14 protein-coding genes are annotated in these 16,995 nt (G+C 37.5%); 8 read left to right on the top strand and 6 right to left on the bottom strand.

All coding sequences use genetic code 11. The features are described from left to right. Window positions 1-129: 129 nt before the first annotated feature. Both CBF33_RS07990 and CBF33_RS07985 read left to right on the top strand, forming a co-directional pair. Window positions 130-966, top strand: a complete 837-nt coding sequence (locus tag CBF33_RS07990; RefSeq protein WP_023606651.1) for an undecaprenyl-diphosphate phosphatase — start codon at window positions 130-132, stop codon at window positions 964-966. 223 nt (window positions 967-1,189) lie between these two features. After that, window positions 1,190-3,055, top strand: coding sequence for a heavy metal translocating P-type ATPase (locus CBF33_RS07985; RefSeq protein ID WP_126763194.1), 1,866 nt, complete (start codon window positions 1,190-1,192; stop codon window positions 3,053-3,055). A 33-nt stretch (window positions 3,056-3,088) separates the two neighbouring features. Here CBF33_RS07985 and CBF33_RS07980 read toward each other — a convergent pair whose 3' ends face one another. Further along, window positions 3,089-3,712, bottom strand: coding sequence for a DUF47 domain-containing protein (locus CBF33_RS07980; protein WP_126763192.1), 624 nt, complete (start codon window positions 3,710-3,712; stop codon window positions 3,089-3,091). A gap of 30 nt (window positions 3,713-3,742) precedes the next feature. Beyond that, window positions 3,743-4,723 (bottom strand): inorganic phosphate transporter, encoded by a 981-nt coding sequence (locus tag CBF33_RS07975; RefSeq protein WP_126763261.1) that lies wholly within the window; start codon window positions 4,721-4,723, stop codon window positions 3,743-3,745. A 288-nt stretch (window positions 4,724-5,011) separates the two neighbouring features. On the opposite strand from CBF33_RS07975, the gene rpsT reads away from it, so the two are divergent. Next, window positions 5,012-5,272: a 30S ribosomal protein S20 gene (gene rpsT / locus CBF33_RS07970; protein ID WP_023606656.1), complete on the top strand. Its 261-nt coding sequence runs from the start codon at window positions 5,012-5,014 to the stop codon at window positions 5,270-5,272. A 104-nt stretch (window positions 5,273-5,376) separates the two neighbouring features. On the opposite strand, the gene holA is transcribed toward rpsT, so the two are convergent. Genes holA through CBF33_RS07950 form a run of 4 tightly spaced genes read right to left on the bottom strand, consistent with a single transcriptional unit; the run spans window position 5,377 to window position 9,934 of the window. After that, window positions 5,377-6,405, bottom strand: coding sequence for a DNA polymerase III subunit delta (holA, locus tag CBF33_RS07965; RefSeq protein WP_126763190.1), 1,029 nt, complete (start codon window positions 6,403-6,405; stop codon window positions 5,377-5,379). Window positions 6,406-6,430: 25 nt separating this feature from the next. Next, the gene (locus CBF33_RS07960; RefSeq protein WP_126763188.1) at window positions 6,431-8,782 is read right to left on the bottom strand and encodes a DNA internalization-related competence protein ComEC/Rec2; all 2,352 of its coding nucleotides are present in this window, start codon (window positions 8,780-8,782) and stop codon (window positions 6,431-6,433) included. Beyond that, on the bottom strand, window positions 8,745-9,239 hold the full coding sequence (locus CBF33_RS07955; protein ID WP_126763259.1) for a ComE operon protein 2: 495 nt from the start codon (window positions 9,237-9,239) through the stop codon (window positions 8,745-8,747). Before CBF33_RS07955 ends, CBF33_RS07960 begins: the two co-directional genes overlap by 38 nt. A 23-nt stretch (window positions 9,240-9,262) precedes the next feature. Beyond that, complete coding sequence (locus tag CBF33_RS07950; protein ID WP_126763186.1) at window positions 9,263-9,934, bottom strand: helix-hairpin-helix domain-containing protein; 672 nt, start codon at window positions 9,932-9,934, stop codon at window positions 9,263-9,265. 119 nt (window positions 9,935-10,053) lie between these two features. Between CBF33_RS07950 and CBF33_RS07945 the strand changes: the two genes are divergently transcribed. From CBF33_RS07945 to CBF33_RS07925, 5 genes are all read left to right on the top strand, one after another. Continuing rightward, window positions 10,054-10,296: a FeoA family protein gene (locus tag CBF33_RS07945; RefSeq protein WP_126763184.1), complete on the top strand. Its 243-nt coding sequence runs from the start codon at window positions 10,054-10,056 to the stop codon at window positions 10,294-10,296. Next, window positions 10,289-12,166, top strand: coding sequence for a ferrous iron transporter B (feoB, locus tag CBF33_RS07940; protein ID WP_126763182.1), 1,878 nt, complete (start codon window positions 10,289-10,291; stop codon window positions 12,164-12,166). Before CBF33_RS07945 ends, feoB begins: the two co-directional genes overlap by 8 nt. Before the next feature lie 222 nt (window positions 12,167-12,388). Next, the gene (gene rpsD, locus CBF33_RS07935) at window positions 12,389-13,000 is read left to right on the top strand and encodes a 30S ribosomal protein S4 (RefSeq protein WP_023606663.1); all 612 of its coding nucleotides are present in this window, start codon (window positions 12,389-12,391) and stop codon (window positions 12,998-13,000) included. Window positions 13,001-13,125: 125 nt separating this feature from the next. Beyond that, on the top strand, window positions 13,126-14,385 hold the full coding sequence (locus CBF33_RS07930) for a metallophosphoesterase family protein (protein WP_126763180.1): 1,260 nt from the start codon (window positions 13,126-13,128) through the stop codon (window positions 14,383-14,385). Then, a complete protein-coding gene (locus CBF33_RS07925; RefSeq protein WP_126763178.1) occupies window positions 14,366-16,978 on the top strand; it encodes an ATP-binding protein in 2,613 nt (870 codons plus the stop codon). The genes CBF33_RS07930 and CBF33_RS07925 overlap by 20 nt, the downstream gene beginning before the upstream one ends. The last annotated feature ends 17 nt before the right edge of the window (window positions 16,979-16,995 follow it).

Below are 16,995 nucleotides of genomic sequence, written 5' to 3'. Positions count from 1 at the left end.
CAATATGATTGAGGGGAATCCACGACAAGCAACCGTTTTCGTTCATTTTCGGCTTTTTTTTTAGAGCAAAAAACAGTATACTAAAGCATAGTGCTAACTGATAACACTATTTTAGAAAGGAATGACAACATGGATTGGTATAATTTAATCAAAGCCATTATCCTAGGTATTGTTGAGGGTGTCACTGAATGGCTACCTATTAGTAGTACCGGGCATTTAATATTAGTTCAAGAATTTATGAAATTGGATGCGCGACCAGAATTTATTGAAATGTTTAACGTCGTCGTACAACTTGGCGCAATAATTGCGGTCATCTTAATTTACTTTAATAAATTAAATCCTTTTTCACCTAAAAAAACAGCAACAGAGAAAAAAGACACTTGGAATCTATGGTTTAAAGTTTTAGTCGGTTGTCTGCCAGCAGCGGTTCTTGGTTTAATGTTCGATGATTTTCTAGACGAACATTTCCATAAGTTTTTACCAATTGCTTTAATGTTAATTATCTATGGGGTGCTATTTATTATCGTTGAAAATCGTAACAAGGACCGTGAGCCTTCGATTACCTCATTTCAAGATTTTACGTATAAAGCTGCCTTAATCATCGGTTTCTTCCAAGTCCTTGCCTTAATGCCAGGAACATCTCGTTCAGGTGCGACAATTATTGGGGCATTACTCATTGGTACCTCACGCTTTGTTGCCACAGAGTTTTCATTTTTCTTAAGTATTCCAGTTATGATTGGTGCAAGTGGCTACAAGATGCTCAAGTTTTTAAAAATTGGCGGTGCCTTTACAGGTGACGAATTAATGATTCTTATCGTTGGTTCTGTAGTCGCATTTGTCGTGTCACTCATTGTTATTAAATTCTTACTTAACTATATTAAAACAAATGACTTTAAACCATTTGGATGGTATCGCATTATTCTCGGTGTCATTCTCATTGGTTATTGGACAATGACTCATCTATAAAATAACAAAAGGGTTGCTCAACGAGCAACCCTTTTTATAATTATTACAATTACCTTGATAATGATTATCATTCTCTTTTTCATATTTAACAACTATCAAACCCAACATTTTAAACATACATGTTAAATTGTATTAAATGATAACAACTATCATTATCAATTAACGCTTATTCATTATCATTTAAACCCTAGCCTTGTTATGATGATTTCAAGGAGGGATTTTTATGTCTAAACTATCAGAACAAAATAAAATTATTTTAGCAACCGCCATATCAGGCGTTTTGATGATTGTCGGCTTTTTCGCTGAACGTGCCGGATTTAGCTATTATCCATTTATTTACATTATCGGTATGATTATTGGCGGCTTTCATCAGACAAAAGAAGGGATTAAAGAAACAATTGAGGAAAACCATTTAAGTGTCGACTTGTTAATGGCACTTGCCGCAATAGGAGCTTGCCTCATTCAATATTACTTTGAAGGGATTATGTTAACGTTCATCTTTTCTCTCAGTGGTTCCCTTGAAGAATATACTATGAACAAAAGTAAAAAGGAAATCGAAAGTTTACTTGAACTACAACCTGAAAAGGCACACTTACTATTACCTGACGGTCACACGAAAATTGTACCAGTTGAAACATTGAAAATTGGTGACCATTTACAAGTTCCCAAAGGCGAGAGCTTACCCATCGATGGTGTTTTAAATACAGATATGGCAACCATTAACGAAGCAACTATTACCGGAGAGTCCGTTCCTGCAGAAAAAATAGCGTCTGAAGAAGTTTTCGCAGGAACGATCAATGTCGGCAATACTTTTGAAATGACCGTCACTAAAACAAGCGATGACACTATTTTCAGTAAAATCGTTCAGCTCGTAGATGAGGCTCAAAATACTCCCTCAAAAACAGCAAGCTTTATTGATCGCATTGAAAATACCTATGTTAAAGTCGTCCTAATGCTCGTTCCATTAATGATTTTTATCCCCTATCTCTTTTTAGGCTGGAGCTGGAGCGAAAGTTTTTATCGCGGAATGGTTTTACTCGTTGTTGCTTCTCCTTGTGCGCTAGTGGCTTCCGCTACACCCGCTTCTCTAGCTGCGATTTCTAATGGCGCTCGAAACGGTGTATTATTTAAAGGCGGCATGTTCCTCGACCAATTAGCTGAATTACAAGCGATTGCCTTTGATAAAACTGGAACCCTTACAAACGGTACACCAGTTGTCACAGATACCTTTATTTTAGAACGTGAACAAGATGTTATTAATACTGTGGTTGCTATCGAATCGACCAGTACACATCCACTCGCTATGGCATTAACAAAACACTTTCGTTCACAAGTGACAGACCGTTTACCTAACATAATCGTTAACGATTTAACAGGTTCTGGATTAGAAGGAAAAACAGATGAGGAAACATGGCGTGTGGGAAAAGCTGACTTTGTTTCAACTCAACCTCTTGAAAATGAAGCCATGACTCACGTCTTAAAATGGCAAAAAGAAGGAAAAACCGTCGTCTTTTTATCTTGTAATAATCAGATTGTTGCGTTCTTTGCTCTGTTAGATACACCTAAAGAAAATGCACAAGCAGCCATTCACTATTTTCAATCTGAAAACATTCATACCACGATGATTACAGGTGACCACCCACAAACTGCTAAAGCAGTAGGTCAAATGCTAAATATCGATGAAATCCATGCTGGACAGACACCTGAAGAAAAAACTGTTTTAATAAAACAACAAAAAGAAAAGTATGGCATTAACGCCATGGTCGGTGACGGAATTAACGATGCGCCGGCACTTGCTAATGCGACCATCGGTGTGGCAATGGGACAAGGAACGGATATCGCGATTGATGTAGCAGATATGGTGCTAATGCAAAGTGACCTTTCTAAATTAACCATGAGTCATAAAATCGCAAAAAAACTAAAACGGATTACCACTCAGAACATTATTTTTTCTGTTAGCGTTATTGTATTATTAATTATTTTTAACTTCATGCAAGCTGTCAGCTTACCTTTAGGTGTGATTGGACATGAAGGAAGTACTATTTTAGTTATTTTAAATGGATTACGTATGTTGAAAAAAATCGACTAAAAAAAGAGCAACTGCTTTGGCAGTTGCTCTTTTTTATGTATTTTTAATAACTAAACCAGCTAAGTTATCAGCTGTTTTTTCTGTGGCATTAATGATGCGTTCAAAGCGTTCATAGACGGATTTCCACTTAATCACTTCTAATGGATCTGTTTCGTGGGTAAACAATTCTTTTATTAAACTACGATACAAGTCATCCGTTTTCTCTTCGATGTCATTCACCTGGGCAATCATAGTCCCTAACGTCGTTGAATTTTTAAATTTTGAAAATTCTTTTGTCACAACACAGACTGATTCAGTCGCTTCTAAGATATAGTGGCTAATCATTTCAGTTTTAGGGCGTAACTCTTTTATCAAATAGCTATCAAATAAATATGGAAGGGAATTAATACCATCTAAAATGTCATCCAAATCTTCCGTAATCGCCACAATATCCTCACGGTCAATCGGTGTAATAAATGAGCGGTTCAATTCATCCATAATCGTATGAACCAATTCATCTCCTTCATTTTCAATGACATGAATTTCCTTGGCACGTGCCGCAATCGTTTCATAATTATAATTTAAAATAATATCTTCTAACACACGCGCTGCTTCATATCCCTTTGATGCTAATTGTGTCAACGCGTCAAAATAGTTAAATTCTTTTTTTCTTGCCATCCTAGTATCCCCCTACTATTTTCTCTTTAATTAGAATAAAAACACAAATAATTTCGCCATCATATAAGCAATTAAACCGCAACCCGGAAAAGTCAAAATCCAAGCTAACATCATTTCTTTTACAATACGCCAGTCAACACTTGACATACGTCTAGCAGCTCCAACCCCCATGATTGCAGTTGTTTTGGTATGTGTCGTTGAAACAGGTATTCCAAAAAGAGAGGCAACAAGCAGTGCGATTGCTGCACTTAAGTCTGCTGAAAAACCTTGATACTTTTCAAGCTTTACCATGTCCATACCGACTGATTTAATAATTCTCATTCCTCCAACGGAAGTTCCCAACCCCATTACAAGGGAACAAATCGCCATAACACTTATCGGTATCGTAAAACCTCCGGAACTATTCATTCCTACAAAACCATTATAATAAAGACCTAACATAAAAACTCCCATAAACTTCTGACCATCTTGCGCTCCGTGTAAAAAGGCCATCGCCCCTGCACCAAACGCCTGTCCGTTATGGAAAAACTTATTAGCTTTTCGCCGGTCTGTATGTCGAAAGAGTTTCACGATCAATTTAACCATAAGATAGCCGCCTAAAAATCCTGCTACCGTAGAAGCGACCAAACCTACTAATACTTTTGACCATTCGCCCATATTCACAGCATCCAGTCCGCCCATCGCCATCGCTGAGCCTGTAAGGCCTGCTATTAAGGCATGGCTTTCACTCGTTGGTATCCCAAAATACCAAGCGGCCACGGCCCATGTCACAATAGCAAAAAGTGACGCGGCTAAAGCAATCTGCGCTTTCGTATGATCTTCTCCGAATGAAACGATATTACTAATGGTTTCTGCTACTTGCGCATTAAAGAGCGTCATGACTAAAGCGCCTAAAAAATTCATTACAACAGCCATTCGAATCGCAAACTTTGGTTTCAGCACACGTGTCGAAATAGCTGTGGCAATTGCGTTTGGCGCATCAGTCCAGCCATTAACAAAGATGACGCCCATAATCAAAATAAACGTCACAAAAAAGGCGAGGTTAAACTGACCTGCCGACAAATCGATTGTTCCCACAAATTTACACCACCTATATTATTATCTAACGCTCTAATAATAACATATTGAGAATAAAGTGAAAGGGCTTTGACTATTTTTTTATTGGCACAGAGACATTGTTTTTAAGTGACTATCCTTAAAAAAATATTGCATTACTCACAAGTTTTCGGTATAATTGAGAATGTTGAATTGTCGCTAATAATCATTAGGGATAAGCTATTATTGACGGAGGTGAAATCCATGCCAAATATTGAATCTGCAATTAAACGTGTGCGCACGACAGAACGTTCTAACGAATTAAACTCTGGTCAAAAAAGTGCAATGCGTACAGCAATCAAACAATTTGAAGCTGCTTTAGAAGCAGGTGCTGATAACGTTGAAGAATTATTAAAAAATGCGCATAGAGCAATTGATATGGCTGAAACAAAAGGCCTAATCCATAGAAACAAAGCTGACCGAGACAAATCTCGTCTACATGCGAAAATGATGAAAGCAAAATAATGCATAATCACAAAAGATGACACACTCCGATTGTTCTTTGTAACATTGGGGTGTTTTTTCATATAAAAAGAACGTTGACAAAAGAGATTTTGCCAACGTTCTTTTTATTTTTGACTAAATTTTAAAATAAACAACTGAAATAGCAGTTCTTTATCCATCTGACCTGTTTTCATACGATAGTCATTTTCTACCAATTCATCGTAAAGATTCATCAAAAAGCCCAAACTCATTCGCCGTGCCTCTTGCTGTGCCAACTTAATACGATATGGATGAACCTTTAAAACATCTACCATATTTGGTTGCTGATAATGCTTTTGCTGCATAACATTTACCTGAATAAGCAATCTCACATGCCCAATCAAAATCGCATTCATTTTGATGGTTTCTTCCCCTTGAAGCAATAGTTCTTCATATAATTTTAATGCTTCATTCGGTTGCTTTTTCATGACATAAGTTATCAAATCAAAAACATTTTGTTCTAAACTTTTAGCAACTAACTCTTCTACCATCGGTTTGGTTATTTTATAATCATTTATCCCGGCAATATAGAGCTTATTCAATTCTCCCATAATTCGTGATAAATCCATTTGACATAATACTAGCAACGTTTCTAAAGCCTCTGGTGTTACTTGATAGCGATCATTTTGTATGTGTTGTTTCACAAATTGACGAACGTCGCGTTCTTGCATCGGTTGCACGTCGACAACAACAGCTTGTTTATTTAACTGTTTAACTACTTTTTTTCGTCCATCTAACTTTTCATAAGGAGCATTAAAGACAAGTACCGTTGAGTCTAAGGGTTGTTCAATGTATTGTTCTAATTCCTTTATGTTATGCTCCAAACTCTGCTTAGGCTTCGCTCCTGTTAAAAAATATGGTTGGTCCACAATGACTAGTCGCTTATCCCCAAAAAAAGGTAAACTGTTAGCCTCTAACATAGCTTCTGATAACAACGTTTCCGTCATATCAAAGTGCATGATATTCATCTCATCTTCATCTGAAACAACGCTCTGTTGTAGTACGCGATTAAACCATTCTGATAAGTATTTTTCAGTTCCATGTACGACATAAATCGCAGCAACATCCCCGACACGAATATCTGAAATTGCTTGTTGAAAATCTTTTTTCACCATATTTTTCTCTAACCTATCTTTCTTCTCACTCTATCATTGTTTGTATCTGAGTACGATATGGAAACAACGTCATATAATCATAATATACCATGCCTTGCTGATCCGTTCGAAAGATTTGAATGTTTTTATTTTTTAATTGACTCAAAACTTCAGGATGAGGATGGCCGTATCGATTATTCTCTCCACATGAAATAACTGCTACTTTAGGTGACACGTAGGATAGCCATTGCTCACTCGTAGAAAAACGACTGCCATGATGACCGACCTTTAAAATATCAAACTCCGTTGGTTGCCATCGCCTCATCACTCGCTCTTCTCCCTCAACATCCAAATCACCTGTTAAAAGTAATCGTCTCCCACCAACGGTCGTCGCAAGCACTAGTGAATGTTGATTGTCCCCCTCTCCACTTTCAGCTGGAGACAAAACTTGAAAAACACCTGCATGATTAATTATCGTTTGAGGACTTAGTACCTCCATGATTTCAGTTTGCGAATCAAGAGACGCAATAATTTTAGCGCCCAGAGCCTTTTTTCTCATTCCTTTAGGAAAAACCACCTTTTCAATAGGAAGTACGTGACTTAACGCTTTCACATCTCCAATGTGGTCAGTGTCCGCATGGGTTAAAAATAGGGTCTCAATTTGAGTTACCCCTCGACTTTTCAAAAAAGGCAGTAGCTGATATTTAGCTTGTGGTACTTGTTTTTTCTTTTGATTAGCAAATTGCAACTTCCCGCCAGTATCAATCACCGTAGCTTTTGCAGAAAAAGGAGGATGAATGACCAGACAGTCCCCCTGTCCCACATCCACAAATGCGACGGTTCCAAACGGATTGACATACTTTAACCCAACGAAGAGTCCCATACTCGTTATTAAAACGATCCCGTAGTAGCTCGCTTTTCGTCGCGTATAACCAAGAAAACCAAAATAAAAAACAAGCATTGCTATCACTAAAAATAATGGCGGTTTTCCTGTCACTACTTTAACTATCGGCCACTGCGACACGTAAGAAATAACTTGATACAACAATGTTACTAATTTATCTATCATCAAAAGCCATACACTGTCCTTTAAAGAAACAAAAGCACTGACAAACCATGATAATAATAAGATTGGTAACAAAACATAGCCAAAAAATGGCGAAATAAGTAAGGTTAAAACCGTTCCTAATAAACTCCACTGATAGAAATGATACGCAGTCAAAGGCAAGCTAAGTAATGACATCCAAAAAACCGTTTGAACAGACTTTTTCCATTTATTTGTAGTTGATGAAACGATATCTCTAAGATAAATCAAAATGAAAGTAAAGTAAAAGGTGAGTTGCCCTCCGGCTGTCAACAAACTGTATGGCCGAATAATCATTACAATGAATATCGTCAAACACCAACTATCTAAGCGTGTCAACTTGTTACCAAGAAACGTGTTAATACGATGACAAACAATAAAAAGTGATGCACGAATAACGCTCACACTCTCTCCTGTTAATAAAATAAAGCTACTTAAAAATAACAACTCAATAATTAAAAGTAAAAAGGGGGAGCCGCCCATACGACGAATGACATAATGAATTATAGACAGAAAAAAATAGACGTGTAACCCTGAAATACTAAAGAAATGCAATAATCCTGTTTCGCTATAACTGTCGCGCTCTTGTTGATATAACTCGTCCTTAATACCTAAAAAAAGACGTTTAATATAGGAAGCCGTTCGTTTTGGAAATTGTTGCTCAGCTTGCCAAGCTAATCTCGCTCGTTTTTCACGAAATGAAGCACGCCAAAAAGAAAGACGTGTTTGAGGTAGCCGTTTCACATTGTCAATCGTTAGAATCTTCGATATGCCTAAGTCATGAAAATACAAACGAGCATCATAACCATCTCGATTACGAGGAAAAGAAGGAAACACTTCACTTCCTTGGACTATAAGCAACTGACTCCTTACCCGCCAATTATTTTGCTCTTCTTCAGTCATGTCGTCCACTCGCCCTCGTATATAAGATCGACGAAAAGGTCGTTCCACTTCTTGCACGATACCAGAGATATAATGATCCTTGACTGAAAAAGTATCAGGGAATGTGATAACCTTTTTAGTAATCGATGAGTTTAACGACGTTAGCTGGGACGTTTGTTCCACTTCATAAAAATAGCATAGACTAATGAAACCAAGTACAAGACTCATCCTTATTACCGTCTTTTGTCGTGTTAGAATGAGTCGCATACCATAAATAATCGTCAGTCCACCAAATAGTCTCGATTTTCCTACTAGCCAACCGTACATTAAAAGCATCAACATCGTTGGATAAATCCATTTGCCATAAAGGCTCGACAGCTGCTCAGGGTAGTATTTATTCCGCGTTGGTTTCTTTTTGGTTATTTCCTCCATAGATTGCTTGCAGTTCGGTAAAATATTCTTGATCTAATGTCACTTGCTCGACTATCACACCTGTTTTTTCTAATAACTGAATCGCATAGTCATCATTACGATAATCTGTTAGATAGTGTATTTTCTTAATTCCAGCTTGTAAAATCATCTTCGTACATTGTAAACAAGGAAAATGTGTCACATATATCTCAGCCCCATCAGTAGGGATACCAAATTTTGCACATTGTAAAATAGCATTCATTTCAGCATGTATCGTTCGTACACAATGGCCATCTACAACATAACAGCCTTCATCTATACAATGAACGTCGCCACTTACCGACCCGTTATAACCACCTGCAATCATCCTTTTATCTCGCACGATAGTTGCACCAACTGCTAAACGTCGGCAGGTACTCCTCAACGATAACAAGACGCTCTGGGCCATAAAATACTGATCCCATGGAATTCTTTCGATTGTCATTATACGACCTCCTTCTTTTAATTAATTGTAATGCTTTCTTTCAAAGAATCAAAGGTCTTTTCCCCAATCCCCTTAACTTTCTTTAAATCATCAATCGTTTGAAACGACCCATTTGTTTCACGATAGGTAATAATTGCTTCTGCTTTTTTCTCACCAATCCCTGACAATGTTTGTAATTCTTGAGCGGTTGCCGTATTGATATTGACTAGCGTTTCATTTTCCGCTTGAGCGTGACCACTATCATGATGACTCGTTGAAGTCTCGGTCGGTAGCATGACTTCCGCTAAATTCTCACCGACTTTAGGAATATAAATAACCATTTGATCTCTAACATGCTCAGCCAGATTTACTTGATTGCGATCCGCTTCCTCTGATAGACCTCCTGCCAACTCAATCACATCAAAAATTCGCATATCGGTCTCAACAGGATACATCCCTGGAAACTTGATTGCTCCTTTTATATCTACGAACCATTTTTCCTGACTATCTGATTTTAATATATCCTGCTCACTATCTGTTGTGATTACTGTTTCACTCATCATTGTTGCTTCTGTTATTAAGTTGTTCTGCTTGGTTGTTTTCCAAGTCATCATGATGATAATAAAAACTCCCACAATGCCTCCTGTAATGACAATTATTCTTTTTTTATTTTCCTCAAACCAAACTTGCAATTTTTTCGCTCCTTTCATTAATATAATTTCTCCAACACTTTATTAAAAATGTGATTTTTTTAAAAAAATATTGATGTTTGATTAAATCGGGTGTACACTAAAAATAAAATTAGGTATACCTAAAAGGAGTGAAGAAAATGTTGACTTTAGATAAGATTGCTCAATACCACACAGCAGAAATAATCGACGTTGTCCATCCCGATGCTAGTATGAAACAACGTTTATTAGATTTAGGTTTTTATGAAGGAACATTGATTGAGAAAGTTCTCATAAGTCCAAAAAATGACCCGCACGCGTATAAAGTTCGTGGTACAACTATCGCTTTAAGACAAAGTGATGCTCAGTATATTCACGTTCAGGAGGTAAAGAAAAATGACTGATTCTCAAGGAACAATTATTGCATTAGCTGGAAATCCTAACGTAGGAAAAAGTTCGGTGTTTAATGAACTAACAGGCATGCGCCAACATACAGGAAACTGGCCAGGAAAAACGGTGGATTTAGCACAGGGTAATACAACCTACAATGGTCATACTTATACACTTGTAGACCTTCCCGGTACTTATTCATTGATTGCTCATTCGACGGAAGAAGAAGTCGCTCGCGATTTTATAGAATCAGAAGAAGCGGTAGCGACTATTGTCGTTTGTGATGCAACGAGCTTAGAGCGAAACCTTAACTTAGTTTTACAAATTATGAGTTTGACTGATAAAGTCGTCGTATGTATTAACCTACTCGATGAAGCGAAAAAGAAAAAAATTGAGGTCAATTTACCTAAGCTTCAAGAATTATTAGGCACGCCTGTTGTTGGAACCTCTGCTATTAAAAAACAAGGATTGGACGATTTAATGGCAGCAGTCGAAAAAGTCGCGAAAGGCGACGTCCGTGCAAATCCTTATATGATAGACGCCTTGAACGAGATTCATAAAAACCCTGAAACAGAAGGTGCTGCCTTACTTGACCACGCCTCCATCATTGCCCAACAAGTTGTTACCTATCGTAAAGAAGATTACGATAAACGTGATCGACAATTGGATAGAATTTTGACGCAAAAACACACAGGAATCCCCATCATGATTTTGCTGCTCATTTTAGTTTTTTGGTTTACTATTTCGGGTGCTAATATCCCTTCCGATTTTCTCGCTCATTGGTTTCAAGTGTTCGGAGATTGGCTGATGAAAGTGACCACTCAGATAGGTATGCCAGCGGGTTTACAAGATGTCTTAATCAATGGGGTCTATAAAGTACTGTCAACTGTTATTTCTGTGATGTTGCCCCCTATGGCTATCTTCTTCCCAATCTTTACTTTATTAGAAGACTTTGGTTATTTACCACGCATTGCTTTTAACTTAGATAAACATTTTCAAAAAGCTGGAGCATGTGGCAAACAAGCACTCACAATGTGTATGGGATTTGGATGTAACGCAGCCGGCGTCGTGGGCACACGGATTATTGACTCTCCACGAGAAAGAATTATTGCCACGATTACGAATAATTTTGTTCCGTGTAATGGTCGTTTCCCTATCTTAATCGCGGTTATCACCATGTTTTTCACTGGTAGTGCTGTTACATTTAAAGGTTCTTTGAAATCAGCTGTCTTTTTAACAGGCGTTATTCTATTAGGTGTTTTCACTACTTTTTGGGTATCACAACTTTTATCTAAAACTGTCTTAAAAGGGATGCCTTCTTCCTTTACTCTAGAGTTACCTCCCTATCGAAAACCGCAAATAGGACAAGTCGTTGTCCGTTCTATTTTCGATCGGACCTTATTTGTCCTCTGGCGCGCCATTATTGTGGCTGCCCCTGCTGGATTAGTTATCTGGGTAATGGCTAATATTCATATTGGCGATGCCACTATTTTACAAGTCGTGACAGATTTTATTGATCCATTCGCTCGTCTTATGGGCTTAGATGGCGTTATTTTAATGGCATTCATTTTAGGTCTACCTGCTAATGAAATCGTCATCCCTATTATGATTATGGGCTATTTATCAACAAGCACCATTACAGATTTCAGTTCGCTTGCCGAATTTAAACATCTATTAGTATCAAATGGGTGGACATGGTTAACAGCGATGAACATGTTATTGTTTACTATTTATCACTGGCCGTGTTCTACCACTCTATTAACTATCTATAAAGAAACAAAAAGTGCCAAATGGACGTGGTTGTCATTTTTAATTCCAACAGCTATGGGGATTATCGTCACCATGTTAACTACTTTTATCGCACATGTCTTTCATCTTGTATAAAACGGCATGACTACTTGACCTTTTGATAAAAGTTAGCTATACTAGAGAGCGTGTAAAATAATGCAGCTAGAAAATAAGTAAGCTCGTAAACAGTTTATCGCCGATTACGGTTCAGTTGTGTAACCGCGGCTGCAAAGGTGAAGACTGAAGGATGAACTGAACGAATACTAATATTTTCCCTAATTATTTTACTCCAAAAAAACATTATTGGAGGAATTTTAAATGTCTCGTTATACTGGACCAAGCTGGAAATTATCTCGTCGTTTGGGTATTTCATTATCAGGAACTGGTAAAGAAATCGCACGTCGCCCATACGCACCAGGACAACACGGACCAAACAGCCGTGGTAAAAAATCTGAATATGGTATGCAAATGACTGAAAAACAAAAATTACGTCATATGTATGGCATGAACGAACGTCAATTCGTTAACACATTTATTAAAGCAGGTAAAATCAGAGAAGGTAAACACGGTGTTAACTTCATGATTTTATTAGAACAACGTTTAGATAACGTCGTTTACCAATTAGGTTTAGCGACTACTCGTCGTCAAGCTCGTCAATTAGTAAACCACGGTCACATCTTAGTTGATGGCAAACGTGTGGATATCCCTTCATACCAAGTTGCTGTTGGCCAAGTGATTTCTGTTCGTGAAAAATCTAAAGACTTAGTCATCATTAAAGAAGCTTTAGAAGCTGCTGTAGGTCGTCCTGCATACGTTTCTTTTGATGAAGAAAAATTAGAAGGTAGCTTAACTCGCTTACCAGACCGCGAAGAATTATCACAAGAAGTTGATGAATCTTACATCGTTGAATTCTACAACAAAAAACTATAATACATCATTTAAAGCATTCAAGAACTTTCTTGAATGCTTTTTTTGTCTTTATAACTGAACTTGTGTTCGTATTTTGAGTAGCGTATAATAAGCTATAATCATCTTGCGAAAAAGGAGTAAACCTAATGGTCACTTTTTTACATATTAGCGATTTACATTTAGATCGTTCTTTTGAAGGTCACATGCAACCTTCTGCCGATTTTTTACAAAAACTTAACTCTGCCAATGAAGTTACCTTACATCGTATTGGACAGATAGCCATCGAAAATCAAGTCGATTTTATTTTAATGACAGGCGATAATTTTCATCAATCGACCTCTAGTATCAAAAGTCAGCGTCTGTTACATGACTTTTTTACAACCTTAGCTGAAAACAAAATTGATGTTTACCTTACCTTTGGGAATCATGACTATTATCAGCCTGACCGCTTCTGGTTTGATTTTCCTGATAATGTTCATATCTGGACGTCAGAAAGTATCGAAACTTACTATCATACGTTACCGAATAAAGAAGTCGTTGCCATCTCCAGTTTTAGCTACACGCAACCATGGATAAATGAAAATAAAGCGCTTGACTTTCCAAGACGCAAGCCACAAGAAAGTCACTACCATATTGGCATGTATCATGGGGACGTTGGTCAACAAGTCGATACTCATCGTACGCAACAATACGCCCCTACCCGCCTAAGTGATTTACTTTCACTAAATTACGACTACTGGGCTCTCGGCCATATACACGTGCCAAATGTTTTAAAAAATCAGCCGCCCATTATTTATGCTGGGACACCACAAGGACACAATAAAAAAGAACAAGACGTTCGTGGTGTCCTTTTAGTTAATTTAGAAAAAAATAAGGTGACGTATCAGTGGCAACCAGTGGCGACCGTTTCTTATCAAACATTGACACTTTCTTTAGATGAGCGAATGACTAAGCAAAAATTATTGGAAACACTGCGTCTACAAATAAATGAACGCCTCGTTTCTTTAGAATACGCGACTCTTCTATTTTTACAAATTGAAATAGAAAATGAAGAAGTATCCCATGAAGAATGGCTTGAACAGATTCAAGCAGATGATGTCATAGAGGCTTTGCAAGCTGAGTTTCCAACCTTAACCATTCTTGATATTAAACGTTTATCTACAAACAAACGCTATGACGCCCGTTTACCACTACCTTTGAGTGCCAGAGATGTCTCACAGAATTGGGACTATATCATGACGCATAAACTAAAAGACTTAAAACAGCCGCTATGGTATCATCGCGATTTCGAACGTTTAGAATTAGGTTCGATGATTTCGATAGACGAAGTGGAAAAACAGGTGCTAAACCGATTTGAACACGCTTTTTCTTTGCAGGAGGACGAACATGATTATCAAAAAAATTGAAATTTTCGGTTTCGGAAAATTTGAAAATCGAGTATTTGATTTTCAAAAAGGCCCCCAACTTATTTTTGGTGAAAATGAAGCGGGAAAATCTACCCTTTATACTTTCATCCGTTATATTTTATTTGGCATTCGTAAGCCAACAAATACGCGTCGTAATTTTAAACCGTACGATTATCATGGTTTGTACGGAGGAACAATTTGGTTTGATACTGACCAACATCAAAATGTGCAGTTAACACGCTTTGACAATCAACGAGATAATATAAAAGCAAATACCGCGCGTGTTAAACTTGAAGATGGACGAACGGGTGATGACCGCTTACTAGAAAAAATCATTTTCCCTTTGACTGAAGAATTATTCTTAGATGTTTTTTCTTTTCAACAAGAACAACTAGCTGAATTAGACCAACTTTCTGCTACGCAACTAGAACAAACATTGATCGCAGTCGCTTCAACAGGATCACAACGCTTGCTTGAAACTGCCACGACTCTTGAGCAAAGCGCTCAAGCTTTATTTAAGCCGACCGGTAGCAAACCACCCTTAAATCAAAAACTTACGGAGCTTCAACTTCTCTCTCAAAAAATCGAAGAAAAAGAAAGCTCAGAGTCTCAATATCGTGACGCTCTTTTACAAATGAAAACACTTGACACCAAACGAGAATCACTACAAAAACAAGCAGCAGAACTCAAACAGCTAATCGCGCAAAAAGAACGTCAGCAACGAGCCTTTACCCAATTAAAAGAATATCAACGAATTAACAAAGAACTTCAACACCGGAGAATACTTTCAGCAGAAGAACGACTAAAACTAACGTCGATTGCTGAAGAATATCAAGTATTATCGCAACAAATTCATAGTTTTCAAAAAGAGATTGCTGTTACTAAAAATGATTTGTTAAAAAATCAAAATCAATCGTTCTGGTTTTTCACAAAACATCAAGATGCTATTCAAGACTTGTTGAAAACAGAGAAAAAAATGTTAGAAGGTTATGCGGAAAACAAATTTTTACTTCAACAGTTAGATGAAATCGACAGCCAGAGCGAACAACTGAGTGAACAATGGGGATTTTCTACTACCTCCCCTCCTCTTCTACTAGATAAAGTTGCAAAACAAGAGCTAGAAGATTTGCATCAAGTTTATCAACAATTGCTTGAAACTGAAAAAGTACAAGAAACGTCATCTGTGACGCAAGCCAGACCAAAGACTGATAGAGCTAAGTCTTCTACGACGATCGGTTTTGCGACCATTTCAGCCATAATGTTTATCCTATCTTTATTTTTGGCGACTCCTGTTAATTATGTCGTGCGTGTCCTAGCACTCATACTCGTGGCTTTTTCGATTTATCAATTTAAAAAACAACACGCATCCTCTTTAGATGATGCACCATTAGACGAACGCCACAGTGAACAGTCAAATAATGCAAGAAAAAAGCAAGAGATAGAAACACAGGTCGCGATGATTTTAAAAGAACATCACTGGGGAAAACTCACAACACTTGCTGATTGTCAGCGATTTGGCAGTATGCCAGAGACATTCCTACAATTGCTAGAACGTCAAAAAGAAACGAGTCAATTACTCGAGCAAACCATCGCAACATTGCAATCATATCAAGAAAAAACTCTTTTTTTAGAAGAATGGTTACCTTTATCAGATAAGACTCTTCCCGAACGCTATCGATTGATTCGAGACTATGCCGACGAGATGTTAATGAAGCAAGCACGAGAGTTGTCAGCTAACCTTCCGAAATTAGAAGACGATTTAAAATTAGCCATTCAACAACAAACGGACTTTTTCGACGGTCATCTCCCTTATCTCCAAACTTTAAATTTAGACAGTCTAGCAGATATTCAGCATCTTTTACAAGATGACCAGCAAAGTCAAGCTTTACTTCAAAAACAAGTAGCGTTAGAAAAAGAATTACGTTCATTATTTAACTTAGATGAACTAAATTCCTATAATCAATTACCACAGGAATTAGACCAATTGATAGCACAGCTAACTCGCTTAGAGGAGCAACGTGATGCCCTACAATATGAACAAACTCAATTAAGTGCTAACTTAGATTGGCTAGGTAAAGATGGTACCTTAGATGAGTTGTACCAGCAACGAACTCTTTTGCAAGATGACATCAAGCAGCTTAGTTCTCAGTGGCTCAGCCTGATTTTAGAAAAAGAACTACTTAATGATTTAGTTATCGCAATGAGCGACCAGACACTTCCTAGTTTATTGGAAACTGCCCAACACTATTTTCAACTTTTAACAAACGGAAAGTATCAAGATATTTACCTAAAAAAAGAAACTCTTTTGATACAAAATAACAAGCAACAAACCTTTAGAACGATTGATCTCTCAACTGGGACTAAGGATCAACTCTATATGGCTCTTCGTCTCGCTTTTATCACGAGCAAAGACACTGTACCCGCTCCTATCATCATTGATGACGGATGGCTACATTACGACCTTGCACGTAAAAAGCAATTGGTGCTACTCTTGCAATCATTGCCAGTCCATATTCAAGTTATATTACTAACCTCTGACATGACGCTCTTGCAACTGTTCGACGACGCACGGCTACCTGTTACTCATTTATAACATGATATTTTTTTCAC

Origin of the sequence: Vagococcus lutrae, assembly GCF_003987555.1 — a bacterium.
Lineage (GTDB): Bacteria > Bacillota > Bacilli > Lactobacillales > Vagococcaceae > Vagococcus_A > Vagococcus_A lutrae.
Note: the sequence above shows the minus strand (reverse complement) of the source record. Positions and strands in the feature narration are given on the sequence as shown.